This is a genomic window from Thermodesulfobacteriota bacterium (assembly GCA_040753795.1).
Lineage (GTDB): Bacteria > Desulfobacterota > Desulfobacteria > Desulfobacterales > Desulfosudaceae > JBFMDX01.
This window is the reverse complement of sequence record JBFMDX010000003.1, coordinates 179,304-205,735: the sequence shown is the minus strand read 5'-3', so window position 1 is coordinate 205,735 and position 26,432 is coordinate 179,304. Positions and strand designations below refer to the sequence as shown.

The following is a 26,432-nucleotide window of genomic DNA, read 5'->3' as shown; positions in this document are numbered from 1 at the left end:
AAGAAAACGAAACATGAGGTCGACAAACTATACCTTATTAATATATCCTACAACTTCATCCTGGGTGAGGGGGCGTTCCTTTATGGAAAAAAACGAGTTAGGCAAAAACTCGTGCTTTCTGTGAGCATTTTGGACAACAAGGCAGAAGCCAATCAATGAAAGATTTACGGTGTCTGGAACTCTTTTCGTTTTGGTGTGACCTGATCTGTCACAACGTTGTTCTATAGTAATAATAAAGAGGTATCTCCATCATGGCAGATATAAACCTGACGCAAACCGAGGCTGACGCGTTGATAAAGATGGAAAAGCACCGCGTTAGTAACGAGCGGTATGATTTTCCATGGCGTGAGTCGTTGACGGTTCCCTTACACTCGCCGGATAAGCGGGAACAATTTCTTCTGGACATAAGCCGGGGAAAAATTGATTTGATGCGCGGCAAATATCAAAACCGTGCTCGACAGGTCGTGGTGTTGGTGCGGCTGGACTTTGGCGGCCCGCCGCATCGCAACCCCGATGATGAAGAAATTTCTTCTCCGCATTTGCATATATATCGTGAGGGATTTGGCCACAAATGGGCTATCCCCGTCCCGGTCGACAGCTTCCCCAGGACCAACGATCTGTGGGGAACATTTGAAGATTTTTTGCGTTATTGTAATATTACGCAACCGCCTTACATAGAAAGAGGGCTGTTGTCATGATACAGGATATTCAGAGATTGCTGGATGATTATCTGGCGTGGCTGAAGAATAAAACCGTCTTGCGCCAGATTGACCAGTGGGTTGAGATTACTACGCCCTATCTCGACCGGCATAACGATTATATCCAGATTTATGCCAGACAGCACAATGGCGGATACACCCTGACCGATGACGGTTATACCATCAGGGATTTGGAACAGACCGGGTGCAAGCTGGACAGCGCCAAACGGCAGGCGTTGTTAAAAATGACATTAAATGGGTTCGGGGTGAAGTTGGTTGATGACCGCCTGGAGGTTCAGGCATCAAGTGAAAATTTCGCCTTGCGAAAACATAATATTGTTCAGGCGATCCTGGCAGTTAATGACATGTTTTATTTGTCGATGCCAATGGTTTCAAGCCTGTTTTATGAGGATATCGTAACCTGGCTTGATCTGCATGAAGTGCGCTACACGCCTAAAGTTAAGTTCACGGGAAAAACCGGATATGACCACCTTTTTGATTTTGTGATTCCCAAATCACGCCATCAGCCTGAACGTATTCTTCAGGCGATCAATCGCCCCAACCGGGATACGGCCCAGTCTGTCGCCTTTGCCTGGATCGATACAAAAGAAGTCCGATCACCGGAATCAAGGGCCTATGCCATTCTCAACGATACGGAACAGAAAATTGCGCCGCCGGTAATCGATGCTTTGCGCAATTATGATGTCAGGCCGATCCCATGGGGAGACCGTGAACAGGTTGTGGAGGAGCTGGTGAACTGATGTTTGAACAGATCTTCAAGAATATAGACGATGTGCTCTGGAAAGAGGCGGGTTGCGCCACGGAGCTGGATTATACCGAGCAGACCTCCTGGATGCTGTTTTTAAAATACCTGGACGATCTGGAGCGGGAAAACGCCTTGGCGGCCGGGCTGGAGGGCAAGTCTTACGGCTTTATCATTGACGAAACCTTCCGGTGGTCAAGCTGGGCCGCGCCCAAAAAGGCGGACGGGAGTTTTGATCACAACACGGCCCTGACCGGGGACGATCTGATTCTGTTTGTAAACAAAAAGCTGTTTCCCTATCTGCGAGGGTTTAAGGAGCGGGCCGCCGGACCGGCCACATCGAGTACAAGATCGGCGAAATTTTCGGAGAGATTCGCAACCGGTTTCAAAGCGGCTACAGTCTGCGCGACGCCCTGGAGCTGATCGACTCGCTGAGCTTCCGGTCTCAAAAGGAAAAGCACGAGCTGTCCCACCTGTACGAGGCCAAGATCCGCAATATGGGCAATGCCGGCCGCAACGGCGGCGAATACTACACCCCGCGGCCCCTGATCCGGGCCATGGTCCGGGTGACCAAGCCGCGCATCGGCGAGACCATTTACGACGGCGCGGCCGGTTCGGCCGGGTTTTTGTGCGAGGCCCACGATTATCTGCGCTATGGCCCGGGCGGCTCAACCGACGGCGCCGGAAATGGCAACCACCTTTCCACCAAGGATTTAAAGAGCCTTCAGACCCGCACCTTTTTTGCCAAGGAGAAAAAGAGCCTACCCTATGTGATCGGGATCATGAACATGATCCTGCACGGCATCGAGGCCCCCAACATTGTCCATACCAACAGCCTTACCGAAAACTTGAACGATATTCAGGAAAAGGACCGGTTCGACATTATCCTGGCCAATCCCCCGTTTGGCGGCAAGGAGCGAAAAGAGGTCCAGCAGAATTTTCCTATCAAAACCGGGGAGACCGCTTTTCTGTTCTTGCAGCATTTTATGAAATACCTCAAGGCCGGGGGCCGGGCAGCAGTTGTCATCAAGAACACTTTTTTGTCCAACTCGGACAACGCCTCCCGGGCCTTGCGTGCCGAACTGCTTGCGACCTGCAACCTGCACACCGTGCTGGACTGCCCCGGCGGGACCTTTCTCGGCGCGGGCGTCAAGACGGTGGTGCTGTTTTTTGAAAAAGGCGCGCCCTCCCGGAAAATCTGGTATTACCAGCTCGACCCTGGCCGCAGCCTGGGCAAGACCAACCCGCTCAATGACGATGATTTAAAAGAATTCGTCGACCTGCAGAAAAAATTTGCGGACTCGGAACACTCCTGGACCGTAAAGGTTGCCGACATCGACCCGGACACCGTTGATCTGTCGGTCAAGAACCCCAATAAGGCCGAAGAAAAGCCCCTGCGCGACCCCGAGGTGATCATCAACGAGATCCAGACCCTGGACAAGGAGAGCGAGGAGATTCTGGAAGAGATTCGGGGGATTTTATGAGGGAGGGATGGGAGATCAGTACGCTGGGTAAGGCCTGTAAAATAAAGCCGCCAAAGGAAGAGGCAAGAGAGCGGCTTTCTCCTTCGGATATGGTTTCATTTGTTCCGATGAATGACCTTGGAATTCGTCAAAAGCACTTTAATCCAAATGAACAGCGACCTTTAGGCAAAGTCGTTGGCAGCTATACCTATTTTGCCGACGGGGATGTGTTGTTGGCAAAAATTACTCCCTGCTTCGAGAATGGTAAGCTGGGAATTGCAAAAGGGCTAACAAATGCAGCTGGCTTTGGGTCAAGTGAGTTCATCGTTTTCCGGACTACTGATAAAATTGACCCCGAATATTTGTTTTACTATTTAACTCAAGATAGCTTTAGGGATTCAGGCGCACGTGTAATGTCAGGGGCTGTCGGGCATAAACGAGTGCCAAAGGAATTTATCGAAAAATATCCACTGCCCCTTCCTCTCCTCCCCGAACAAAAACGCATCGTCGCCATTCTCGACGAAGCCTTTGAGGGGATCGCCAAGGCGGTCGCCAACACCGAAAAGAACCTCGCCAACGCCCGCGAGCTGTTTGAGGGCTATCTGGACTCGGTTTTTAAAACAAAGAGCAAGACCTGGGATCAGAAAAAGTTGGGAGATGTCTGTGAAAATCTTGACAGTAAGCGTGTGCCAATAACCAAATCAAAGCGAAAAGCTGGTGAGATTCCATATTATGGCGCTTCTGGAGTAGTCGATTACGTTGCCGATTACCTGTTTGATGAAGATTTGCTTTTGGTCTCTGAAGATGGTGCGAATTTATTGGCCCGCACCTATCCGATTGCTTTTTCAATTTCAGGGAAAAGTTGGGTTAACAATCATGCGCATGTACTGAGATTTTTAAATTTTGCGTCGCAGCGGTTCTTCGAGTATTATCTAAACTCCATATCACTGGCACCATATGTGAGTGGGATGGCACAGCCCAAGCTCAACCAGAAAGCGCTCAACTCAATATCCGTTCCATTTCCGAAAATAAACATTCAACGAGAGCTTGTGGAAAAGCTCGATGATCTTTCCGGACACGTCAAGCAACTGGATGCCATCTATCAGCAAAAACTCGCCGCCCTGGCGGAACTGAGACAATCCCTGTTGCAAAAAGCCTTTTCCGGTGAGCTGACAGCCAAAGACAACAATAAAGGCAAAGAGGCGGCAGTATGAACGAAGCCGAAACCCGTGCTGAACTGATTGATCCGGCCTTAAAGGAGGCCGGCTGGGGTGTGGTGGAAGCCAGCCGCATTCGGCGGGAGGTGATCGCGCCGGGCCGGCTGATGGGCGCGGGCAAGCGGGCTAAGCCGGACATTGCCGACTATGTGCTGATCTACCAGGGCCAGAAACTGGCCGTGTTGGAAGCCAAGCGCCGCGACCTGACCGACACCGAAGGCCTGGCCCAGGCCAAACGCTATGCCGAAAGATTGCAGGCCCGGTTTGCCTTTTCCACCAACGGAATTGGTATTTACCGGGTGGACATGCAGACCGGCGCAGAAGGCTATGTTGAGGCCTATCCTTCGCCGGACGAGCTCTGGACGGCAACCTTTGCCGAAAAAAATATCTGGCGGGAGCGGTTCGGGGCCGTGCCCTTTGAAGACCGGGGCGGCTTCTGGCAGGCGCGCCACTATCAGCACAATGCCATCAACCGGGTGTTGGAGGCCATTGCCGCGGGCCAAGACCGAATTCTGCTGACCCTGGCCACGGGAACCGGTAAAACAGCCATTGCCTTTCAGATCGCCTGGAAACTGTTTCACGCCCGCTGGAGCCTGGCCGCCCGCGAGTCCGGAGAACCCGGCCGGCAGCCGCGGGTGCTGTTTCTGGCTGACCGCAACATCCTGGCCGATCAGGCTTTTAACGATTTTTCAGCTTTTGCCGAAGACGCCCTGGTGCGCATCGATCCGGAGATCATCCGCAAAAAAGGCCGGGTGCCGAAAAACGGCAGCATTTTTTTTACCATCTTTCAAACCTTTATGACCGGCCGGGATGTCGACGGCAATCCTTCGCCCAGCTTCGGGGATTATTCTCCGGATTTTTTTGATTTTATCGTAATTGACGAGTGCCACCGGGGCGGGGCCAATGACGAGAGCAACTGGCGCGGCATCATGGACTATTTTTCCCCGGCCGTGCAGCTGGGGCTGACGGCCACGCCCAAACGTCAGCACAATGCCGACACCTACGCCTATTTTGGTGAGCCGGTTTATGTGTATTCTTTAAAGGATGGCATCAACGACGGATACCTGACCCCGTTCAAGGTGCGGCAGATCGTCACCACTCTGGATGATTACGTTTATACGTCCGACGACCAGGTGATCGAGGGCGAGATCGAACAGGGCCGCCGCTACACCGAGGATGACTTTAACCGGGTGATTCAGATCCGCGAACGGGAAAAATACCGGGTGGGCTTGTTTATGGATCAGATCGACCAGCGGCAAAAGACGCTGGTCTTCTGCGCCACCCAGGCCCATGCCCTGGCCGTGCGGGACCTGGTCAATCAGATCAAGGTCAGTACCGACCCCCATTATTGCGAGCGGGTGACCGCCAATGACGGCAAGGAAGGCGAGCGTTTTCTGGCCACCTTCCGGGACAATGAGAAAACCTTTCCCACCATTCTGACCACCAGCCAGAAGCTATCTACCGGCGTGGACGCCCGCAACGTGCGCAATATCGTTTTGATGCGGCCCATCAACTCCATGATCGAATTCAAGCAGATTATCGGCCGAGGCACGCGGCTGTTCGAGGGCAAAGACTATTTTACCATCTACGATTTTGTGAAAGCCTATGAGCTTTTCAGCGATCCGGAGTGGGACGGCGAGCCCCTGCCGCCTGAGCCGTGCCCGCGCTGCGGCAACATCCCCTGCACCTGTGTCAAGGAGCCGCCCCGGCCCTGCCCGGTATGCGGCCAGCGGCCCTGTGTCTGTGAAAAAGAACCGCCTGAGCACTGTCCGGTTTGCGGTCAGCGGCCCTGTGTCTGCCGAAAGAGACGTATGATTAAGGTCAAACTGGCCGACGGCAAGGAACGCAAAATTCAGAACATTATGGCCACTTCCTTCTGGAACCCGGACGGCAGCCCCCTGTCGGCTGCGGAATTTGTCAAAAGGCTGTATGGCGAACTGCCCCCGCTGTTCAAGGACGAAGACGAACTGCGCGCGCTCTGGAGCCGGCCGGATACCCGCAAGGCCTTGCTGGAAGGGCTGGCGGAAAAAGGCTATGGCATGGAGCAGCTGGCCGAGGTCGGCAAGATCATTGAAGCGGAAAACAGCGACCTTTATGACGTGCTGGCCTACATCGCCTTTGACCTGCCGCCCATCACCCGGGCCGAACGGGTGGAAGCCCATCGAAATGACATATTCCATAACAGTGATTACAATCTGCATGAATTTTTAAGCTTTGTCCTTGGCCATTACGTGGCCCGCGGGGTTCGGGAACTGGATACCGATAAGCTGCCGCAGTTGATCGAGCTCAAATACCAGACCATCAGTGATGCCGTGAAACATCTCGGGCCTCCCGGGAACATCCACCAGGTGTTTGTTGATTTCCAGCGGTATCTGTATTGACGACTGCCTCTTCCTTAGAAGGCAGAGAACTTTAAAATTGATTCTCCAACCATCGGTTGGAGAATAGCAGAATATGGTGGGGTGATAGCCATATTGGTTTTGAGTGTGCCGCTACCAGTATAAGATAAAGTACAACTTTCATGGACGAAAGGAAAACATCATGGATGATAATCAAAGAAAATCCTCAGCACACAGCAGACCATGGACGGCGTCAAACAGCAGGCATCCCTCCGTACACGTAAAAAATCTCATTGCCCTGGGCGAAGGGTTTACCACCGAGTTCGAACTTTCCGGAACGTCTAATCTTGGCCGGAACCGGCAATTGTGCAAGAGTCGCTTGCACAAATTACCGGTATCACCATGACGCTGTATTTCCGACTTGTCATATCAGATGAACAGGCCATTTTTTTTGGACCCCGTATCGGAGTCCGGGGTGACAAAATATAAAGGGCCGGGATGCCGATCAGGCAGCCCCTGGAGTTGAACCGAGTATCATGCGGATAGTGTTATTTTGACACCCAGGCCGTGTAACACTTTTAAGATCGTATCGTAACGGGGCTTGGCGCCGGGGGCCAGCGCCTTGTAAAGGCTTTCACGGCCCAATCCGGTGCGTTTGGCAATGACAGCCATGCCCCTGGCTTTAGCTACGTCGCCGATGGCCGCCAGAAAAACATCCGGGTTGCTGTCTTCAAGCGCCGCCGTTAAATATTCCGCGATAGTCTCTTCGCTGTCCAGGTAGTCTGCCGCGTCAAATTTTGAAGATTTGGCCATGCCTTACTCCTCAATCGATGCCGCAAGGGCAATCGCTTTTTTATGTCGCGCTTCTGAGAATCCTTATCTCCGCCCAGAAGCAGGAAAACCAGCATCTTCCCCTTTTGGGTAAAATAGACCCGGTAGCCGGGACCATAATGGATTCGCATCTCACCGACACCGCCGCCCACCGGCGCCACATCGCCCAGATTGCCAACTCCGCGGATTTGAGACGCGCCAGGATACGCGCCTTGCCTTTCGTATCTTTCAGGCCGGCCAGCCATTTGTCGAATTCCTGTGAGCGCAATACAGCGAACATGTGTTACCGTATCCATTCGGATACATTAACGCAAGAAAAAAATTGGGTGTTGAATCATGGCCGGAACCTCCTGGCCATTCACAAATTGAAAACCGCCTGCATGAACGTCTGTGCAAGGCGATCAGCCGACCATCGGCCTTCTGCTGTGCAAAAGCAAAAAAGAACTGGTGGTGGAATATGCTCTGCGCTGCTTAAAAATTCCCATGGGCGTGTCTGAACACATAGCAGGGTGGTTTCAGCCGGAATGACGGAGCCAGGCGACCAGGTAGTGGGTCACAATGACCCAAATCCGCCCAGGCCGGTCGTTGAAAAATAAAATCATATTATATTAAAAAGTTATCAAATTATTGGATTCCCGCTGGTTCATTTTGTCGCATCTGGTGGTTTTCGTCGAAAAACAAATAATAAGTTAAAATTCAGTGTATTGAAACAAAACTACCTGTTGGCATGCTAATTGCTCAGGAAGGTGAACACGGCCAGTGAATCATCTGGATACAACGTACCCAATCTTAATAATGAAGGAGGAAAATCATGGCGGCATGCAAGGAATGTAAAAAATTCTTTCCCCAGGAAGATCAACCGGCAAAAGGCGACTGCGTGAGACGGCAGATGGATCCCCGGCAGGCGTTTTACACGGCCAAACCCGTTTCCGCCGACAATAACGCCGCATCCTGCTCCGAGTTTCAGAAAAAGTAGGTCAATCCGAAAACAGACAGGGGCTGACCCTGTAATTATTTTCAAGGAGAATAAAATGTACGAAGGGACCAAGACGATAAAAGAGCTGGAGGAAAAGCAGCAGTGGTGGTGGGCGGCCGAGAAAAAACGTTCCAAACGGCTGGACTACCTGAGAAAGGCCATCTGGAAGAAGGGCGCCGTGGGCGGACTGTACAACCCCGGCGTGAAAGTGGATCTGGAAAGGGCCCAGCTGCATACCCAGAAGGCCCGGGAACTGGAAATGTCTCCGGATCCTTCGGTGATGAAGTTCGCCCGCATGTTTGCCCACATACTGGACAACAAGACCATATTCATTACCGACCAGGCCCAACTGGTGGGATATAACGCCGGCCTGCCCAGCACCATCGGCTGGGACCCGTCGGTGGCCTCGATCCTCAACGAAGAGGTGTTTAACGATCCGTCCTCCCTGCCCGAGCCCGTCGAGGAGTCCAAGAAAATCATCGCCGACGTCAAGGCCTACTGGGCCGGCAAGTCCGACCTGGACAAGATCATGCCCTATCTGGATCTGGACGACATGATGAAGGTCCTGTCCGGCGCCGTGGGCTGGGGCGTGCCCCTGGCCCGGGGCGGTTATTCCGGCAAGGACTATGAATACATCATGACCGGCAAGCGCGGGTTCGCCGATGTCCTTGACGAACTGGAAAAGAACATCGACGAAGCCGACGCCAAAGCCCATGAACCGGCGGCCAGCCAGGAAATCATGGACCTTTACGACAAGATGAACAACTGGGAGGCCATGCAGATCTGCCTGGAAGCCTGTATCCGCCATGCCGGACGCTATGCCCGGCTGGCCCGGATCATGGCCGAGAACTTTGAAACCGATGAAAAGCGTAAGCAGGAACTGCTGCAGATCGCCGAGGTCTGCGAACGGGTGCCGGCCCAGCCGCCCCGCACCCTTCAGGAATCCCTGCAGTACGATCTGTTCATTCAGCTTTTCAGCCGCACCGAGGCCGTGGAAGGGGCCTGGCCGGCCCGTCCCGATTATTATCACGGGCCCTATTACAACAAGGACGTGCTGGAAGATAAACGCCTGACCCATGATCAGGCCGTGGAACTGGCCGGCGAGTTTTTCATCCGGGCGGCGGAAGTGGAACAGTACAAGCCCAAGTTCGCCCGGGAGGGGCTGCAGGGCATCAGCGGCACCTGGGTATGGACCCTGGGCGGGGTCAACAAGGACGGCAGCGACGCCTGCAACGGCATGACCATCGCCCTGCTTCAGGCGGCACGGCTGGTGCGGGTGGCCAACCCCACCTTCGCCTTCCGCTGGCATCCCAAGGTATCGGATGAAGTCATGCGGGAGTGCTTCGAGTGCATCCGTCAGGGACTGGGGTATCCATCCATGAGAAACGATCCCATTCTCATCGCCAACGCCATGAACTGGCACGGCCATCCCATCGATGAGGCCCGCACCTGGGTCCATCAGGCCTGCATGTCCCCGGCCCCGACCACCAAGAAAGGGTTCCAGCCCATGCGCATGGCCAATGCCACCGTCAACTGCGCCAAGATCATCGAGTATGTGTTTTACAGCGGCTTTGACAATGTCTTTAACATGCAGATCGGCGCTGAAACCCCGCCGGTGGAGGAACTGACCGATTTTGAAAAATTTTACGCCGCCTGGGAACTCCAGATGAAGACCCTCTTCAGCCTGCTGGTCCGGCCGGTCAACCGGGCCCGGGCCCTGGCGCCGACCATGACCCCCCGGCCTTTCCTGTCCGGTGTTTCCGAGCGGTCGGTGGAAAGCGGCAAGGATGTCTGCGACCCGTCCATCAGCCGGGGCAACTCCTGGATCACGGCTTTTACATGGGTGGAAAACGCCGACAGCCTGGCGGCCGTGAAAAAACTGGTCTTTGATGACAAGAAGTACACCCTGGTCGAACTCCGGGACGCCCTCAAGGCCAACTGGGAAGGCCGGGAAGAGATGCGGCTGGACTTTGTCAAGAACGCGCCCAAATGGGGCAATGACGACGACAACGTGGACGGCATCATGCTGCGCTGCCTGCGCTCGGCGGCCAAATTCTCCCGGGAAATAAAAGACCCCATGGGCAACAACTGGCCGATCCTGCCCGAGAACGTCAGCGGCAACATCCATTACGCCAATGTCGTCGGCGCCCTGCCCAACGGCCGGCGACTGGGCGACGCCCTGTATGACGGCGGCATTTCCCCCGGACCCGGGCTGGACAAGAAGGGGCCCACGGCGGTGCTCAAATCCTGCGGCAAGATCGACCACATTTCCGACGGCCGGGCGTTTCTGCTGAATCAGCGGCTTTCCCCGACCCAGTTGTCCGGCGAAAAGGGCTTCCAGATGTGGAAGGCCTATATGCGGGCCTGGGCCGACCTGGGCATCGATCATGTCCAGTTCAATATGGTCGATGACGTTACCCTGCGGGCGGCCCAGAAGGACCCGGAGGATTACCAGGAAGTCATCGTGCGGGTGGCCGGATACAGCGCCCACTTTGTGGATATCAGCCGCAAGACCCAGGATAATATTATTCAACGTACCATTCAGGGACTGTAGTGAACCCGAAGGGCCGCCCGCGCCATTGCCCGGCGCGGGCCGCCCTTCAATTCATCAATCCGGGGAGGGAAGGAGAAAGATCATGGCAAGAAAAAGTCGACAGGAATACGCCAACGCTTCCGGCGCTTTCGGCGTGCAGCAGGCGCAGCCGGTCAGCCAGGAGAAAGAGGCGCCGGACAAACCCTGCGGTCTGTGCGTGAATTTTTCCGAAAGCGCCTGGTCCAGTGACGGCCGGGGTTCCTGCAAAAAACTGAAAGAGGGGTCGAATATCACGGTTGATCCCCCGGTTTACGTGCTGGAAGGCAAAAACGGTTACATGGTCCGGGCCCTGACCGACGCGGCTAGATGTCAGCACTACGAAAAGATGACGTTCGTGGACAAGGACGGTTATGAGTGCAGTGATCCGCAGTATAAGCGGACTATGCGGCAATTCCAGGATAAATAGATGCCAGCGCTAAAAATTGCCTTTTGGCTCGATTTCGGCGTTGCGCTCAAATTTTAATCCTCGAAATACTTCTATGTATTCCTGCGGTTAAAATTCTCGCGCGCCTTGAACTCGAACCAAAATTCTAATTTTTAGCGATGGCCTGAATACAGAGAGGGAGAAAAAACATGAAATGTTCAGAATGCGGCTTTGAAGCCCCTTTGGGAAAATTCCGTTATCTATACAACGCCCGGATCGACGCCTCGGTCAGTATCCGGCAGTGCACCGGTTGCGGGGCCCAGCTGGCCGTGGATGAACTGACGGGCGACGTGGTCCAGACGCTCAAGGACGGCGTGGCGCCCTGGGGCAAGTCCACCGGCATCGAAGGCCTGGCGGAAGACGTGACCGGCCGGGCCACCGCCTGATTGCCGGTCCTGGAAGAAATCAACATGCGTGACAGGCGCCCCGGCGCGATCGCCGGGGTACGCCTGTTTTTGTCTTTACGGAGCCGGTATGGAATTTACCTGTACGGCCTGTGGTCATACCGACGACCACATGCTTTTTCCCTATATCTGCCGTAACGGCTGACCGGCCACCGGAGAATCGGAACTCCGGCGGTGTCCCGGGTGCGGACACGAGTGCGTGTTTTCAAAGACGGAGGCCTTGCGCCGGGAGGAAGACCTGATCGACCGGCTGATGACCGATATCGGCCGCGTCACGGCCGGGGACGACGAATCCTCGCGGCGGACCGCCATCGGGAACATGGAAAAGCTCTACCGGATCAACCTGCGCTGGAACCTGGCCGGGGTCAACGAATTTATTCTGCGCAAGCAGAAGGAACTGTCGGGCTGGTAGGGACGGCCTGAAGGCCCCCCTGCGTTTTTCCGGAACAATTCATCAGATACCCATGAGATTTCCGGGTGAGGAGTGACAACATGAAGTCGGTTGAAGGCCTGGTCGTTCCGGCCCATGAACAGCATTTTTTTCTGCCCCAGGCGGTCATTGAAAATCTGGACCGCGTCAAACTGCTGGCCGACCGGCATCCGGTCAATGTCCTGGTGACCGGGCGGCAGGGTTGCGGCAAATCCACCCTGGTGCGCCAGTTCGCGGCGCTTCACCGCCGGCCCCTGGCCACCTTTCAGATCGGCATCCTGTCCGAACCCGGCCAGCTGTTCGGTGAATACCGGCTGCGCGACGGCCGCACCGAATACCAGGAATTTCTTTTCCCCCGGGCCGTCCGCACGCCCGGCTGCGTCATTCACCTGGAGGAAATCAACCGGCCCGAACATCCCAAGGCCCTCAACATGCTGTTTTCCATCCTGTCCGACGACCGCTCCGTCTGGACCGATGAGCTGGGGATGATCACGGTGGCGCCGGGGGTGGTGTTTTTCGCCACCCTCAATGAAGGCGAGGAGTTCGCCGGCACCGAGATGCTGGACGCGGCCCTGGCCGACCGCTTTTACGTGACCGCCCTGGACTATCTGCCGCCGGCCGTGGAAACCGAGGTGCTGCGGGAAAAGGGCGGCATCGGGGAAGCCGACGCCCTGACCCTGGTCAATATCGCCAACAAGCTGCGCGCCAACGCCCAGGAGCCCATTGTCGTTTCCACCCGCCACACCCTGATGATGGCGGAAATGATCGCCGTCGGCGCCACGGTCCGGGAGGCGATCACCTACAGCCTGCAGATCGACCGCGACCTGCTGGAGTCGGCCCTGCTGTCCCTGCACCTGGAAACCGGGGCCCTGGACAGCGGCCGGGAGGAACGCTATCAATCCTATTGAACCGGGCAACCGTCAGCCGTTACCTGAGGCGCTGTCCCGTTTCTGGGCCAGGAACCGGGGCCTGTCGGAGGCGTCCGCCCTGGCGAACCTGCTCAAGGCCCTGCGCAAAGTCGCCGGTCACCTGGGCCCCAACGTGGGCCAGGTGCTTTTCCCGGGCATGTCCTTTGCCGACGCCGGGGCCATCGTCATTGATCCCTCTCCCGCCCGGGACGTCGACTACCCCCTGGATTTTCGCATTATCGACACCCTGGTCGGTCAGGTGGTCCATGAGGCCTTCCGCCGGACCGAATGGAGTCAGCGGGTCTGGGGCCTGCTGGAAGAATTCATGGGGACCCTGTCCGGCCGGGAGACGGTTTGTTTTCAGAAACTGGCGGACACGGCCGAGACGATTTACGTGGATCTGGCCGCCGACCGCACCGTGGCCGGTCTTTACGCCCATATCGCCCGGCGGCAGGCGATCGGCCAATGGATGAAGCGGCGCTTTCCGCCCGGCACCCTGGACGCCCTGCTGCTGGACTGGATACGGGCGGCCTGGCCGGTCCCCGGCGGGGAAACGGCCGGGTCCCTTTCCGGCTCGTCCGCGCTGCTGGTCGAGCTGCGGCCCCTGCGGCAGTCCTTAAAGACGATCGCGGCCCTGCCGGTCCGTCCCCTGGAACGCTGCCGCCGGCGGGCCGATCTTTATCAGCGGCACTGGCGGATCCTGGGCCCCCGGCTGATGGAACTGCCGGTCCGGGACAAAACCCTGCTCTACTATCCCGAGTATCGCTCCGCGGCCGGACGGCCTCAGATTTCCGCGCGCGGCAGCGTGCCGCCCTTGCCGTCCGCCCTGGTCCACGACATGGAACTGCAACTGAGCGCCGGGGATGTGGACCTGACCCCGATCATCCATTCCGTGGCCGGGTACGACAACCCCGAGGTGGTCCGCATGTCGCGATGGGATTACCATCAGCCCTGCCGTCCGGTCATTGACCGTCGTCTGGTGGCCCGGCTGAAATCGATTTTTCTCAATTACGGGCCCCGGCGCAAAATTACCAGCCGGGGACTCGCCGCCGGGAAAATCGATCCCCGCCGGCTTTACCGGGCCCAACTGACGGGCAAATGCTTTTGCCAGCGGTACGCCGCACCGGAAGACCGCTGGCAGATCTGCCTGCTGGTGGACGCCAGCGGCTCCATGCGGGGCAACAAGATGCGGATTGTCGAGAACACCATGGCCAACCTGAACCAGGCCCTGACCGGCGGCCGCAACCGGCTGTCGGCCTATGCGTATTTTGAAATCAACAACATCTGCATGTTTTCCAGCCTGCTCTCCGGCGGCCGACTGCTGACCGTGCCGCCGTCGGGCAAGACCGCTTCGGGCCAGGCCATTATCGCCGCCGCCTGGCTGATGGACCGGGGACGCGGCCGGCAGCGCAACCTGCTCATTCATATCACCGACGGCGAATCCAATTTCGGCTGTGATGTCGCCCATGGCATCGACTTCTGCCGCCGGGAAAACATTTTCCTGGTGACCCTGGGCTGCGGGTGTCCGGACGAGGCGGCCATGGCAAAACAATACGGGCGGACCATCCAGTTTCTGAAAGGGTATGAACAGCTTCCACGGGCCATGGAACGGCTGTTCCAGCGATTGTTTCTCCACGCCGATCCGCGATTGGCCCTGGGCGATCATTCCAAAGCATAAATGTTCCCTTTTGGCCCATTTCGGGTCGTTTGTGCTCACCTTGATGTCGACCTGCGCCGGTTGTTTTTGATAAATATCATAATATCAATTGGTTAATGTTTATCTCCCGGTTGGCATCCGTTTTGCTAAAAGCCTGTGCGAACGGTTGCCGCCCGGCATCATTGCAATGGTGATGCCGGGCCGCCGGCAAAGGTATTGCCGGGGAAACAGGGAAACACAGACAAGGAGCGAAACATGACCATCGAATGGAACGTCGGCTATATCACGTATAAACGGGCGCTCATGACGCCGGAAAAGGTCGCGATCATTTTTGAGGATGAACCGGTGACCTATCGGCAGCTCAACGAAGGGGTCAACCGCTGCGCCCATATGCTGCGGCAGATGGGCCTCAAGAAAGGCGACCGCATCTGCGTCCTCATGCTCAATTGCATGGAATTTCTGGAGCTGTATTTCGCGGCGGCCAAGCTGGGGATCATCTTCGTGCCGCTCAACTGGCGCATGGTCGGTCCGGAACTGGAATATCAGATCAACGACTGCGGCGCCAGAATGCTGGCCTTTCATGACTCGTTTCTGGGCAGCATCGACCTGATCCGGACCAGCCTGAACGTCGACGAGGACAAGTTCGTTTTTTTAAAAAGCGGCAGCCCTGAACTGCCCGGCTTCCGTCTGCCGGACTGCCCCTCCTGGGCCCGGTCTTACGCTCAACTGGTCAGGGACCAGAGCCTGGCCGAACCCGTCCCGGAAGAGCCGGTGCGTCTTTCCGATCCCCTGGCCATCGTTTACACCTCGGGTGTTACCGGCGATCCCAAGGGCGCCGTTCTGTCCCACGAGCAGACCTTTTTCAAAAATGCCCAGGTGGGCTATTACACCAACTGCACCGCCGATGACGTGCTCATCGCCCAGATGCCCCTGTTTCATTCCGGCGGGTTGTTCATCGTCACCACTCCGGCCCTGTCCGCCGGTATGACCATGGTCATGCGGCGGGGGTTTGACGCCAACGAGTTCGCCGAGGATATCCAGCGCTATCGCGGCACCATCGTGTTCGCCCTGACCACCATGTGGCGGTTGATCCTGGAAACCGGCAAGCTGGATCAGATCGATACCGGCAGCGTCCGCTCCGTGATCGGCGGCGGCGAACGGACCCCCCCCGTTCTGTTCGACGAACTGGCCAAACGCGGTCTGTATATGCAGCAGGGTTTCGGCCAGACCGAGAACTCGGCCATGATGGTGGTCCCCAAAGAGGACATCAAGCGCAAGATGGGCTCCATCGGGAAACCCGGATTTTTCACGGATATCTGGATCGCCGGTCCTTCCGGCGAGCGGCTGCCGCCCGGTGAAATCGGCGCCATCGTCGCCAAGGGGCCGACGGTCATGAGCGGGTACTGGAACAAGCCCGAAGAGACCGCCCGGGCCATCGTCAACGGCGTGCTGGATACCGGGGACCTGGGCTACATGGACGAGGAAGGGTTTTTCTATATCGTCGACCGGGCCAAGGACATGTACCGCAGCGGCGGGGAAAACGTTTATCCGGCGGAAATCGAGAAGGTGCTCATGGGACATCCCAGGATCAACAACGTCGCCATTTTCGGGGTGCCGGACGACAAATGGGGCGAGGTGGGCATGGCCTGCGTGGTCCCCGAAAAGGGGCAGACCATCACCAAAGAGGAGATTCATCAGTTTTTAAAAGACAAGGTCGCCAAGTACAAGTATCCCGCCCATGTGGAGATCCTGGCGGACCTTCCCATGACCGCGACGATGAAAGTGAAAAAAGGCGCCCTGAAACAGAGTTATCTGCAAAACTGATCATGACGCCTGAAGACGAAACCAGGCCCGCGCTGATCGATCGGATTGTCGGTCTGGAGCAGGAGATGTTCGTGGCGGTCGTTTCGGAAACGCCGGCGCCCTGCCAGCAGAATACGGACGCTTTCCGGACCATGCGCCGGTCCCAGTTTTACGCCTGGCCCGATGACGCCCTGGAATCTTATTTCGATGATCTGACGGTCGCGAAAGCAGCGGGGAAAAATCTGATGACCCTCAAGTACGCCCGCATGGATGACCGGATTCCGGTGCTGAACACGGATCCCCTGATCCAGGAAATCGTGGCCATAGAAGTGGAGTGGCAGCACCGGCTGCTGCAAAAATATCCCGCCCTGATCGGCCGGGGCCGGCCGGTGGAGGAGGCGGACATCGGCGTTTCCTTCAAACGCTATCTGGCCGGTGAACTGGAGACCTATTCCGGCCGGACCCTGGCCTGCCTGGGACGGCATGTGAAAGCAGTGTACCGGCGCGGCGGCAACATGTCCGAGGACGTGTACCGCCACATGGTCCGGTCCCTGGGATACCAGTCCCTGGAAGAGGCCGAGGCGGTGACGGCCGGACGGGAACAATGACGGTCCCGGGAATCGATCCCGGAAATCATACGGCAAGGAGAGAACGGTGGAAGAGCATCTGGCAAAACGGCTGGCGGAACTGGAAGCGGTCAGACAACAGGTCCGGGCGGGCGGCGGCCCGAAGAAAGTGGAGAAACATCATGCCGAGGGCAAGCTGACGGCCCGTGAGCGCATTGATCAGCTCCTTGACCCGGACAGTTTTTTTGAAATTAATATGCTGGCCGGACACGCCGTCAACATGCCCGGCGACGGTCTGGTCTGCGGCAGCGGTACGGTGGCCGGCCGGCCGGTCTTTGTCTATTCGCAGGACAGGACCGTGCGGGGCGGGTCCGTCGGCGTCGAACACGGCTACAAGATGTACCGGACGGTGGAGCGGGCCCTGGAGATGCAGGCCCCCCTGATCGGTCTGCACGATTCGCCGGGCGCCCGGCTGCCCAGCGCCGCCGAGCTGGAATGGCTGAGCGCCAACAAGCGGGCCATATTTTCGAACATTTCCCAGAAGCACGGCGGCGCCATTTTTTTCCCCAACACCCAGGCCTCGGGCGCCATTCCCCAGGTTTCGGCCATTCTCGGCACCTGCGCCGGGATCTCCGTCTATTCCCCGGCCCTGAATGATTTTATTTTCATGGTCGACAATATCAGTCACATGTTCATCACCGGCCCCATGGTGGTGAAAATGGTCACCGGTGAGGATATCGGCATTGAAGAGCTGGGCGGGGCCAGGGTTCACGCCCAGAAAACCGGGACCTGCGATTTTCGCTGCCCCGACGAGACCGGCTGTCTGTCCGAAATACGCCGGCTGCTCTCATTCCTGCCGGCCAACTGCCATGAGCAGCCGCCAGTGGTCCCAACCGGCGACGAACCTGACCGCGCCTGCCCTGAGCTAAACGACATTCTGCCGGCCCATCCCAATCAGCCCTATGACATGCGCCGGGTCATTCACGCCATCGTCGACAACCATGATTTCATGGAAGTCAAAAAGGAGTTTGCCGGGGAAATGATCACCGGCTTCGGCCGCCTGGACGGGAAAACCGTGGGCATCGTGGCCAACCAGCCCATGGTCATGGCCGGGTCGCTGACGGTGGACAGCTCCGACAAGCAGGCCCGGTTCATCCGCTTCTGCGACGCCTTCAACATTCCCCTGCTGATCCTGGCGGACACGCCGGCCTATATGCCGGGATCGAGCCAGGAACATACCGGCATCATCCGGCACGGGGCCAAAGTGCTTTATGCCCTGTGCGAGGCCACCGTGCCGCGGATTTGCATCGCCCTGCGCAAGGCCTACGGCGGCGGCAACCTGGGCATGGGCATTCTGCCGGGGCTGGGCTCCGACCTGGTGCTGTACTGGCCGACCATGGAGACCGGTATTCTCGGGGCCGAACAGTCGGTCATGCTCCTGTTCGGGAGCCACGAGCGGGCCGCCGAGCCCGGATTTCTGGATCAGAAGCTCAAGGAGTACCGTGAATCCTACGCCAATCCCATTTACGATATATCCTCCAACATCAACGTGGAGGACGTGATCACCCCGGCGGAAACCCGGCGGTATGTCATCCGGGCCCTGGCCATGCTGGCCGCCAAAAAACGACCGCGGGCCGACAAGCGGCATGGCAATATTCCTTTGTAAAGAAAGACCGACATGAATTTTTTTGCCAACCGGGTCACGGACATTTTCGGCACCCGTTATCCCGTGTCCCTGGGGCCCATGCGGCAGATCACCCTGGGCGCCATGGCCGGGGCTGTTTCCGCGGCCGGCGGGTTCGGACAGATCGCCGCCTCGGGCCTTGAAAAAGAGGAAATCAAACGGGAAATCGGCATTGCCCGGGCCATCACCGACCGACCGGTGGGCGTCAATATCCCGGTTTACCGGCCCAACGCCCTGGAGGCGCTGGAAGCCGCCATCGAAGCCGGCGTTAAAACGATTACCACCTCGGCCGGCAATCCGGCCAGGATTATGGAGCGGGCCAAACCGGCCGGTCTACGGGTGGCTCACAAGGTGTCCAGCGTGGCCATGGGGAAAAAGGCCCAGGACGCCGGGGTGGACGCCGTTATTGCCATGGGGTTTGAGGCCGGCGGTCACGTGGGCCGGGAGAAGATCACCACCATGTGCCTGGTGCCGCAGTTGGTGGATGCCCTGTCCATTCCGGTCATCGCCGCCGGCGGTATCGCCGACGCCCGCGGTGTGGTGGCGGCGTTTGCCCTGGGCGCTGAAGGGGTCGAAATCGGCACCCGCTTCGTGGCCACCGTTCAGGCGCCGGTGCCCGGTTTTTTCAAGGACATGATCGCCGCCGCCGGATGCGACGCCACCCTGCTGCTGGGCAAGGACGCCATGCCCATCCGGGTGATGCGCAATGCCGTTACCGCCATGGTGGCGGGCATGGACCAGGCCGAGGCCGACCGGAAGATGATCTCCGGCGGCGACGCCACTTATGTCCAGGCCGGCGGCAACGCCGACACGGCCGTCATGCCCTGCGGGCAGATCGCCGGACTGGTCCGGACGATTGCCGATGTGGCGGCGGTAATGGAGGAGATTACAACCGGCGCGGCCGCCCTTTCCCGAAATCTGGCCGCGCTGTTTCATTCCAAGGAGAGTCATGACGGATAATTATATTCTCACGGAAACAAAGGACCATGTCGCCTGGATCACCCTGAACCGGCCGGAGCGGTACAACGCCTTCGGCGGTTACATGCGCCAGCAGATCGTCCAGGCCCTGAACGCTGCCGCCGGTGATAATGATGTCCGGGTGGTGGTCATCACCGGCACGGGAAAATGGTTCTGCACCGGCGGCGATGTCCAGGAGTTTGCCGACGGGGAAACCAAGGCCCTGGAAGCGACCGTCTCCAGCCGGCGGCCGGCCATGTGCGAGGCGGTCCTGGCCATCAACCGCATGGAAAAACCGGTCATCGCCGCGGTCAACGGCATGGCCGCCGGCGGGGGCTGCAACCTGGCCCTGGCCTGTGATATCCGCCTTGCCGGGGACCAGGCGCGGTTCGCCCAGGTGTTCACCCGCCGGGGGGTCCATCCGGACTGGGGCGGCATTTATTTTCTGCCCCGGCTGGTGGGCTACGCCAAGGCCGCGGAACTGATTTTCAGCGCCGAAATCGTCAAGGCCGAAGAAGCCTTCCGCATCGGGCTGGTCAATAAACTGGTGCCCCAGGACCAGCTGGTCGAGGCCGCCCGGGAGATGGCCGTCAGGATAGCGAAAAACGCGCCCATCCCCATTGCCTTTGCCAAGCGCGGCCTGCAGAATTTTTATCGCTGGGACCTTGAGCAGGCCCTGGATTACGAGTGTTATGTGCTGGAAATGTGCCGCAAGACCGAAGACATCATCGAAGGCTTCGGCGCTTTTCTGGAAAAGCGGGAGCCGCAATTCAAAGGCCGTTGATCCGGAGGAAGGAGTGACCATGCAAGTCAGTGATACCGTAAAACAGTTTTTCGCCAGCCGGGAGCGGACCAACATCCTGGCCACGGCCGGTGCCGACGGAAAGGTAAACGTGGCCGCGTTCGGGTCCCCGGCCCTGGATGGAGACGACCGCGTCAGCATGCTGCTGGGAGACAACCGTACCTGGGCCAACCTGAGTCATAACCCCCAGGCCGCCTTTCTCATTATTATGCACGGCGGCACGGGCATGGGCATGAAGGGCTGCCGGCTGTATGTGAAAGTCGCGCGGACGGCGGATTCCGGCCCCCGGTTCGAGGCGCGCCTGGCTGAAATCCGGGCCCGCATCGGGGGCGCGGCCGATATGCTCAAGCATCTGGTGGTATTCGACATTCTGGAGGCGCGGCCTATTCTGGACCTGGGCCAGGGCGTCTGATCGAAAGATGCCTTATGCAGGGCCTGACATTATCCAGAAAATATTTTGAGGCCCACGGCCTGCCGCTGATCGAAAGCCGGTTCGGTCACGTGCGCGACCGCATTGCCGCCGGCCTGGTGGGAGACGGTTCGGAATGTTTCGGATTCGACGACGAACTGTCCCGCGATCACGACTGGGGGCCGGGCTTCTGCGTCTGGCTGACGGCTGACGATTACCTCGCTTTCGGGCCGGCATTGCAGGAAGCCATTGACGGGCTGCCGACGGTGTTCGAGGGATTCGGTCCCCGCCGCCAAAGCCGGTGGGGGCAGGATCGCGTCTGCGTCTTTGAAATCGGGGCCTTTTACCGGCGTTTTATCGGTTGCGGGCAGCCGCCGGATGATCCCGAAGACTGGCTGATGCTCCCGGAAACCGCCCTGGCGGCCTGCACCAACGGTGAAGTGTTCACCGACCCGCCGGATGAATTTTCCCGGCGCCGGCGGGTGCTGCTGGATTTCTACCCCGAGGACGTGCGGCTGAAAAAGATCGCCTCCCGCTGCATGACCATCGGCCAGTCCGGCCAGTACAACTACCCCCGCTGCGTCAAAAGAGGCGATGTCTTCGGCGCCCGTTATGCCATGACCAAATTCTGCGCCGATTATTTTTCCGCCGTCTTTCTGCTCAACAAGCGATACCTGCCTTTTTATAAATGGGTCGGCCGGGCGGCGTCAACCCTGCCGCTGCTCGGCCCCGCCAGCCTGGACAAGATCACGCGCCTGATGGGGGAGGCGGCGGACCCGGCCCGCTGCCGGGAACTCATCGAGTCCCTTTGCGCCGACCTGGTCGGCGTTCTGCGGGCGGAGGCCCTGACGGAGGGGACCGGCGATTTTCTGGCCGACCACGGCCCGGAAGTCCAGCGCCGCATTCAACACCCGGGCCTGCGGGAGCGCGATGTCTGGATCGGCTGAAAAAGGAAGCAAGGCCATGAAGCCAGCGGTGCTGATCATCGGCGGCAGCTATTTCGCCGGCCGGGTTCTGGTCGAGGAAATGCGCAAAACCGGGGACTTCCGGCTGTTTGTGCTAAACCGCGGCAACCGGCCCCTCCATCTTGAGGGCGTCACCGAACTCCGGGCCGACCGTCATGACCCGGAGGCCCTGGGCCGGGCGATCCCGCCTGAGCGATGGGCCGGGGTGGTCGATTTCTGCGGATACACCGGCCGGGACGTGGATATTCTGCTGTCGGCCCTGGCCCCGGGTACGGCGGCCCATTATATTTTCATCAGCACGGCCAGTGTTTACGGCAACAGCCGGAGCCTGCCGCTGCTGGAAAATTCACCCCTGTTGACAACGCCCCAGCCGGAGCTGGGACCGGCCGCCGATTACGGCTTTGACAAGTGCCGGGCGGAGTCAGTGGTGAAGGAAAAGTGCCGGGCCGCCGGCATGGCCTGGACCATCCTTCGTCCGGTCATTATTTACGGCCGGTACAATTACGCCCCGCGGGAAAGCTATTTTTTCGACCGGATACAAAATGGGGATACGGTGGTAATTCCGGAAAAGGGGCTGGCGCTTTTTCAGTTTCTGCTGGTTGACGATCTGGCCCGGATCATTATCCGCTGCCTGAATGCCGGACCGGCCCGGGACGCCATCTTTAACGCGGCCGCGCCGGACCTGGTTTCCTATGCCCGCTACGCGGAGGTCCTGGAAGAGATAACCGCCGAACGCATTCCCGTTCTGCCCCTGGGTATCGGGGAGATCGAGGCCCGACGGATTCCCCTGCCGTTTCCCCTGGACAGCCACATCATCGTGTCCGGTGAAAAACTGGCGCGCGCCCTTGATTTTGAATATACCCCCTTCGCGGAAGGCATGGGCCGGACCTGGCAATGGTGGCAGTCGAAGCGTTATTAGCCCTTATCCCAGGGCCGACAGGTTGCGGCGCACCAGGGCGGCCTTTCGTTCTTCGTCGAGGCGCTCATAGATATTCAGCGCCTGAAGGAAACAGTCGCGCGCCTGATCCCGGTTCCCGGCCCGGGTATGGGAATAGCCCAGGTTGGATAACTGGTCGGCCCGGCCCGTCTCGTTTTTGGCCCGTGTAAGCGCCGCCAGGGCCTGTTCGTACATCTTTATGGCCCCGGCGTGTTCCTTCCGGTCCCGCAGCACCGACCCGATGTTGGCCAGCTGCCAGCCGTAAGCGGCCACGTCGCTTGCCGCCGCATAAAGATCGGCCGCCTGGCCAAAGGCGGCCAGGGCTTCCTCCGGCCGTCCCAGGGAATTGACGGCATGACCGATATTGTTCAGTATCCCTGCCCTGGCCGCGGCCTGGTCCGGTCGCGTCAGGTGTTCCAGTGCCTCGGTGAAAAACAAGAGCGCGCCGGGCAGGTCATTGTTTTCCAGGCATTGGCGCGCTTTTTCGTTCAGCTCGGATACCCGTTGCGGCAGATCATTGGTCAAAACATGGTTTCCTTGCCGGGAAGAAGGATCTCCAGCCCGATCGGTTTCCCGGCGGCATTATCTGATCCTGACTGTCCGCAGGTCGGTGGGTGAATAGGCCTTTGGACCATTGAATTTGTGCTGTTTTCGCGGCCGTTCATGGTGTTGATGGAGACGGGAGCGATACTATTGTTTGCCGTTTTCCAGCTTTTTAGTCTTGTCATCATCGATTTCGGAAGTTGATTTCTTGAAGTCCTTAATCGCCTTTCCAAGACCTGACCCGATTTCCGGCAGTTTGCCGACTCCGAAAATCAGGAGCACGATGACCAGGATAATGATGAGTTCCGGCATTCCGATTCCAAACATGAGCGACCTCCTGTCCGGCTGTGAGCCGGGTCTTGCCTATCACCGCGTGCGGGTGAATGTTTTTTAAATAACGGCCAGTGCCTTCTCCTTACCATCGCAGATCAAGGAAAGTCAATACCCGGTCAAATGTATCGAATGTCATACCGGTTGCGGTCGGGGAGCGCAAGGCGACATCCGGCTACATACCTTGCAGTAATTGAATTTCGGCTAGTGCTCCGGCCGGCAGTTCTTCCGTTCCTTCCGGGATCTTGATCAGGGCGGTTTTCCTGGCCATGGACTGCAGGCGGCTTGCCGGTTTGAAAGGCGTCACCAGCAGATCCCGGCCCCGGCGCTCGACCCGGGCGTGGATGAACTGGGTCCACTCCCGGTCGCCCCGGACCGTTTCCGTCAGCAGGGCGGCGGCGGTGGGGAAGGGCATGGCGGGCTCGCCTTTCATCTTCAGCAGCCCGGGCAGGGTGAGCTGGAGAAAGGCCATCTCGTTGGACGGCGGACCGCCGGGCAGGCAGAAAAAGGGCTTGCCCTGGAGCAGGCCGAAGGCGATGGCCTTGCCGGGACCGATGCGGACCCGGTGGTAGATGCCTTGCCAGCCCAGGTCATTGAGGACTCCGGCCAGCAGGTCGCGTTCGCTGCCCCAGATGCCGCCGCTGGTGATGACGGCGTCTACATGGGGCAGGGCTTCACTGATGGCGCGGATGATGTCGGCCTGCCGGTCCCTGGCCATGTCCACCCGGCAGGTAATCTGATGGTGGGTCAGCCAGGAACAGATTTCCACCAGATTGCTGGCGTACAGCATGCCGTCGGGCAGGGGCTGGCCGGGTGCCACCACCTCGTCGCCGGTGGCGATGACGGCCACGCCGGGCAGTTTGTAAACTTCGGCTTTTTCCAGGCCGGCGGTGGCCATCAGTCCGGTCAGGGCCGGGGTGATTTTTTCAAGCTTAACGGCAACGGTTTCGCCTCGGCGGATATCGGTTCCCCGAGGGAGAATGTTTCTCCCCGGATCGGCCGTGTTCGAGCAGATGACATGGTTGTCCTTTAAAACGGTGAACTCCTCGGATAGAACGGCATCCGCGCCATCGGGCAGCGACGCGCCGGTGGTGATCCGGACGGCCTGCCCGGGCGAAACGCTGAACTTTGAGGAATTGCCGGCTGAAACGCTCCCGGTCAGGGACAGGGTCACCGGATGCTCGGGTGAGGCCTGGCTCAGGTCGCGCGAGCAGACGGCATAGCCGTCTTTCAGGGAAGCGTTGATGGACGGGCTGTCGACACGGGCGGCCAGGTCGGCGGCCAGGATCCGGCCGGTCAGATGATGCAGTTCGACCATTTCCGAGCCGATGGGGCCGACATGGTCCAGGGTAAGTTTCAGGGCCTCTTCGTAACCAATGAATTTTTTCATGGCACGGATGCTAACATGTTGTGAACATCTTATCAACATGTCCATCCATCTCATTTCATAATCAATAACGGCAAAATTCATCTCCCCGCCGCCATTTACGGACATTCATGATCCCATCTCACAATAAGCAAACAATCCAAACCATTGGCAAGTTATGAACATTTTATGAACACACTTTTGTTAAAGACCGCTTCTGAATCCTGCCCCCCATAACCACTTAACCACTTAATCACTTAATCACTTAATCACTTCCCAATTGTAAAACATTTGTAAACAGCCAAAAACCGTTGGTCGTCAGCCGGTGTTCTCTTTTATAAGAGGAGAAATTTGCCTTGTCCCCGGCAATGTATAGGGGGGGCTGAAACGTCAAACGCATGCTGCAGCGGAGAGGATGAATATGTTTTCTTTTTTGCCGGCGACGGTCAAGGGATCCCTGTCGTTCATTCTATATGTGATCAACACCGTGTTCTGGTGCATCCCGCTGTTTGCGGTGGCCATCGTCAAATTCCTTATTCCCGTTCCCGTTTTCCGGCGACTGTGCAACCGGGTGCTGATCCACATCTCCTTTGCCTGGATCCGCTGCAACAATATCAACCAGGATCTCTTCAACCGGCTCACCATTGTCACCGACGGCCTGGAAGGGCTGACGCAGAATGACTGGTACCTGGTCATCAGCAACCATCAGACCTGGGTGGATATTCTGGTTCTCCAGCGGGTGTTTTACCGCCGGATTCCCTTTTTAAAATTTTTTCTAAAAAAAGAACTGATCTGGGTGCCCGTTCTCGGGCTGGCCTGGTGGGCCCTGGATTTCCCTTTCATGAAACGCTATACCAGTGAATTTATCAAAAAGAATCCGCACCTGAAGGGCAAGGATATCGAGATCACCCGCAAGGCCTGCCGGAAGTTTTCCGAAATGCCGGTTTCGGTCATGAACTTTCTGGAAGGCACGCGGTTCACCGACCACAAGCACAAGTCCCAGCAGTCGCCCTATAACCGCCTGCTGCGGCCCAAGGCCGGGGGTATCGCCTTTGTCCTGGCCGCCATGGGGGAGCACCTCAACAGCATCGTCAATGTTACCATCGCCTACCCGCCGGGGCCGAAAAGTTTCTGGGATTTTCTCTGCGGCCGGGTCACCTGTGTCCGGGTCCATGTGGAAACCATCCCCATCACCGAAGAACTGATCGGTGATTACTTCGAGGATGAAGCCTTTCGTGATCGCTTCCAGGAATGGGTCAACGTCCTGTGGGAAGACAAGGACAGACGGGTGGCGGAACTGGACCGCAATCTGTCTTTGTAAAAAGGTGGCCCAGGCCAACCCCAGGTGGCTCGGGGATCAAACAGGT

General features: G+C 58.0%; 25 protein-coding genes and 2 pseudogenes. 22 read left to right on the top strand and 5 right to left on the bottom strand.

The features are described 5' to 3' along the window. The first annotated feature begins 251 nt into the window (after positions 1 to 251). The 5 genes and pseudogenes from AB1724_05805 to hsdR all read left to right on the top strand — a co-directional run bounded on the left by AB1724_05805 (position 252) and on the right by hsdR (position 6,522). Entirely contained in the window at positions 252 to 698 is a 447-nt protein-coding gene (locus AB1724_05805) for a hypothetical protein (GenBank protein ID MEW6077302.1), read from the top strand. Next, positions 695 to 1,459, top strand: coding sequence for a DUF1829 domain-containing protein (locus AB1724_05800; protein ID MEW6077301.1), 765 nt, complete (start codon positions 695 to 697; stop codon positions 1,457 to 1,459). Before AB1724_05805 ends, AB1724_05800 begins: the two co-directional genes overlap by 4 nt. Next, positions 1,459 to 2,945, top strand: a pseudogene (locus AB1724_05795) (N-6 DNA methylase). The gene AB1724_05800 and the pseudogene AB1724_05795 overlap by 1 nt, the downstream one beginning before the upstream one ends. Further along, the gene (locus tag AB1724_05790; protein MEW6077300.1) at positions 2,942 to 4,138 is read left to right on the top strand and encodes a restriction endonuclease subunit S; all 1,197 of its coding nucleotides are present in this window, start codon (positions 2,942 to 2,944) and stop codon (positions 4,136 to 4,138) included. Before AB1724_05795 ends, AB1724_05790 begins: the two are co-directional and overlap by 4 nt. Further along, entirely contained in the window at positions 4,135 to 6,522 is a 2,388-nt protein-coding gene (hsdR, locus tag AB1724_05785; protein MEW6077299.1) for an EcoAI/FtnUII family type I restriction enzme subunit R, read from the top strand. The genes AB1724_05790 and hsdR overlap by 4 nt, the downstream gene beginning before the upstream one ends. Before the next feature lie 492 nt (positions 6,523 to 7,014). Here hsdR and AB1724_05780 read toward each other — a convergent pair whose 3' ends face one another. Together AB1724_05780 and AB1724_05775 are read right to left on the bottom strand one after the other, a co-directional pair. Beyond that, positions 7,015 to 7,293 (bottom strand): addiction module antidote protein, encoded by a 279-nt coding sequence (locus AB1724_05780; GenBank protein ID MEW6077298.1) that lies wholly within the window; start codon positions 7,291 to 7,293, stop codon positions 7,015 to 7,017. Then, positions 7,224 to 7,591: pseudogene (locus AB1724_05775) on the bottom strand (type II toxin-antitoxin system RelE/ParE family toxin). The gene AB1724_05780 and the pseudogene AB1724_05775 overlap by 70 nt, the downstream one beginning before the upstream one ends. 110 nt (positions 7,592 to 7,701) lie before the next feature. On the opposite strand from AB1724_05775, the gene AB1724_05770 reads away from it, so the two are divergent. The 16 genes from AB1724_05770 (at position 7,702) to AB1724_05695 (ending at position 22,808) form a co-directional block, all read left to right on the top strand. Beyond that, on the top strand, positions 7,702 to 7,839 hold the full coding sequence (locus tag AB1724_05770; protein ID MEW6077297.1) for a PDDEXK nuclease domain-containing protein: 138 nt from the start codon (positions 7,702 to 7,704) through the stop codon (positions 7,837 to 7,839). Positions 7,840 to 8,122: 283 nt separating this feature from the next. Continuing rightward, the gene (locus tag AB1724_05765) at positions 8,123 to 8,287 is read left to right on the top strand and encodes a benzylsuccinate synthase gamma subunit family protein (protein MEW6077296.1); all 165 of its coding nucleotides are present in this window, start codon (positions 8,123 to 8,125) and stop codon (positions 8,285 to 8,287) included. Positions 8,288 to 8,342: 55 nt separating this feature from the next. Then, positions 8,343 to 10,841 (top strand): pyruvate formate lyase family protein, encoded by a 2,499-nt coding sequence (locus AB1724_05760; protein MEW6077295.1) that lies wholly within the window; start codon positions 8,343 to 8,345, stop codon positions 10,839 to 10,841. An 82-nt stretch (positions 10,842 to 10,923) separates the two neighbouring features. Beyond that, a complete protein-coding gene (locus tag AB1724_05755; protein ID MEW6077294.1) occupies positions 10,924 to 11,286 on the top strand; it encodes a hypothetical protein in 363 nt (120 codons plus the stop codon). Between the two features lie 167 nt (positions 11,287 to 11,453). Then, positions 11,454 to 11,690 (top strand): hypothetical protein, encoded by a 237-nt coding sequence (locus tag AB1724_05750; protein ID MEW6077293.1) that lies wholly within the window; start codon positions 11,454 to 11,456, stop codon positions 11,688 to 11,690. A 217-nt stretch (positions 11,691 to 11,907) separates the two neighbouring features. Next, positions 11,908 to 12,120 carry a hypothetical protein gene (locus AB1724_05745; GenBank protein MEW6077292.1) on the top strand — a complete coding sequence of 71 codons (213 nt, stop codon included), beginning with the start codon at positions 11,908 to 11,910 and terminating at the stop codon, positions 12,118 to 12,120. An 80-nt stretch (positions 12,121 to 12,200) separates the two neighbouring features. Further along, complete coding sequence (locus tag AB1724_05740) at positions 12,201 to 13,046, top strand: AAA family ATPase (protein MEW6077291.1); 846 nt, start codon at positions 12,201 to 12,203, stop codon at positions 13,044 to 13,046. A 133-nt stretch (positions 13,047 to 13,179) separates the two neighbouring features. Beyond that, positions 13,180 to 14,724, top strand: a complete 1,545-nt coding sequence (locus AB1724_05735; protein ID MEW6077290.1) for a vWA domain-containing protein — start codon at positions 13,180 to 13,182, stop codon at positions 14,722 to 14,724. A gap of 234 nt (positions 14,725 to 14,958) precedes the next feature. Further along, entirely contained in the window at positions 14,959 to 16,527 is a 1,569-nt protein-coding gene (locus AB1724_05730) for an AMP-binding protein (GenBank protein ID MEW6077289.1), read from the top strand. A 2-nt stretch (positions 16,528 to 16,529) separates the two neighbouring features. Then, a complete protein-coding gene (locus AB1724_05725) occupies positions 16,530 to 17,114 on the top strand; it encodes a DUF4125 family protein (protein ID MEW6077288.1) in 585 nt (194 codons plus the stop codon). A gap of 46 nt (positions 17,115 to 17,160) precedes the next feature. Then, positions 17,161 to 18,738, top strand: coding sequence for an acyl-CoA carboxylase subunit beta (locus AB1724_05720; GenBank protein MEW6077287.1), 1,578 nt, complete (start codon positions 17,161 to 17,163; stop codon positions 18,736 to 18,738). Between the two features lie 12 nt (positions 18,739 to 18,750). Continuing rightward, complete coding sequence (locus AB1724_05715; GenBank protein MEW6077286.1) at positions 18,751 to 19,716, top strand: nitronate monooxygenase; 966 nt, start codon at positions 18,751 to 18,753, stop codon at positions 19,714 to 19,716. Beyond that, positions 19,706 to 20,497, top strand: a complete 792-nt coding sequence (locus AB1724_05710; protein ID MEW6077285.1) for an enoyl-CoA hydratase — start codon at positions 19,706 to 19,708, stop codon at positions 20,495 to 20,497. Before AB1724_05715 ends, AB1724_05710 begins: the two co-directional genes overlap by 11 nt. Before the next feature lie 19 nt (positions 20,498 to 20,516). Next, the gene (locus AB1724_05705; protein ID MEW6077284.1) at positions 20,517 to 20,927 is read left to right on the top strand and encodes a pyridoxamine 5'-phosphate oxidase family protein; all 411 of its coding nucleotides are present in this window, start codon (positions 20,517 to 20,519) and stop codon (positions 20,925 to 20,927) included. 14 nt (positions 20,928 to 20,941) lie between these two features. Next, on the top strand, positions 20,942 to 21,871 hold the full coding sequence (locus tag AB1724_05700) for a DUF4037 domain-containing protein (GenBank protein ID MEW6077283.1): 930 nt from the start codon (positions 20,942 to 20,944) through the stop codon (positions 21,869 to 21,871). Positions 21,872 to 21,887: 16 nt separating this feature from the next. After that, on the top strand, positions 21,888 to 22,808 hold the full coding sequence (locus tag AB1724_05695; GenBank protein MEW6077282.1) for an NAD-dependent epimerase/dehydratase family protein: 921 nt from the start codon (positions 21,888 to 21,890) through the stop codon (positions 22,806 to 22,808). A gap of 3 nt (positions 22,809 to 22,811) precedes the next feature. Here the strand turns inward: AB1724_05695 and AB1724_05690 are convergent, their stop codons facing one another. The 3 genes from AB1724_05690 to AB1724_05680 all read right to left on the bottom strand — a co-directional run bounded on the left by AB1724_05690 (position 22,812) and on the right by AB1724_05680 (position 25,089). After that, positions 22,812 to 23,351: a tetratricopeptide repeat protein gene (locus tag AB1724_05690; GenBank protein ID MEW6077281.1), complete on the bottom strand. Its 540-nt coding sequence runs from the start codon at positions 23,349 to 23,351 to the stop codon at positions 22,812 to 22,814. A gap of 165 nt (positions 23,352 to 23,516) precedes the next feature. Then, positions 23,517 to 23,696, bottom strand: a complete 180-nt coding sequence (gene tatA / locus AB1724_05685) for a twin-arginine translocase TatA/TatE family subunit (protein ID MEW6077280.1) — start codon at positions 23,694 to 23,696, stop codon at positions 23,517 to 23,519. A gap of 178 nt (positions 23,697 to 23,874) precedes the next feature. Beyond that, positions 23,875 to 25,089, bottom strand: a complete 1,215-nt coding sequence (locus AB1724_05680; GenBank protein ID MEW6077279.1) for a molybdopterin molybdotransferase MoeA — start codon at positions 25,087 to 25,089, stop codon at positions 23,875 to 23,877. Between the two features lie 397 nt (positions 25,090 to 25,486). Between AB1724_05680 and AB1724_05675 the strand changes: the two genes are divergently transcribed. Beyond that, complete coding sequence (locus AB1724_05675; GenBank protein ID MEW6077278.1) at positions 25,487 to 26,386, top strand: acyltransferase; 900 nt, start codon at positions 25,487 to 25,489, stop codon at positions 26,384 to 26,386. Positions 26,387 to 26,432: the final 46 nt, after the last annotated feature.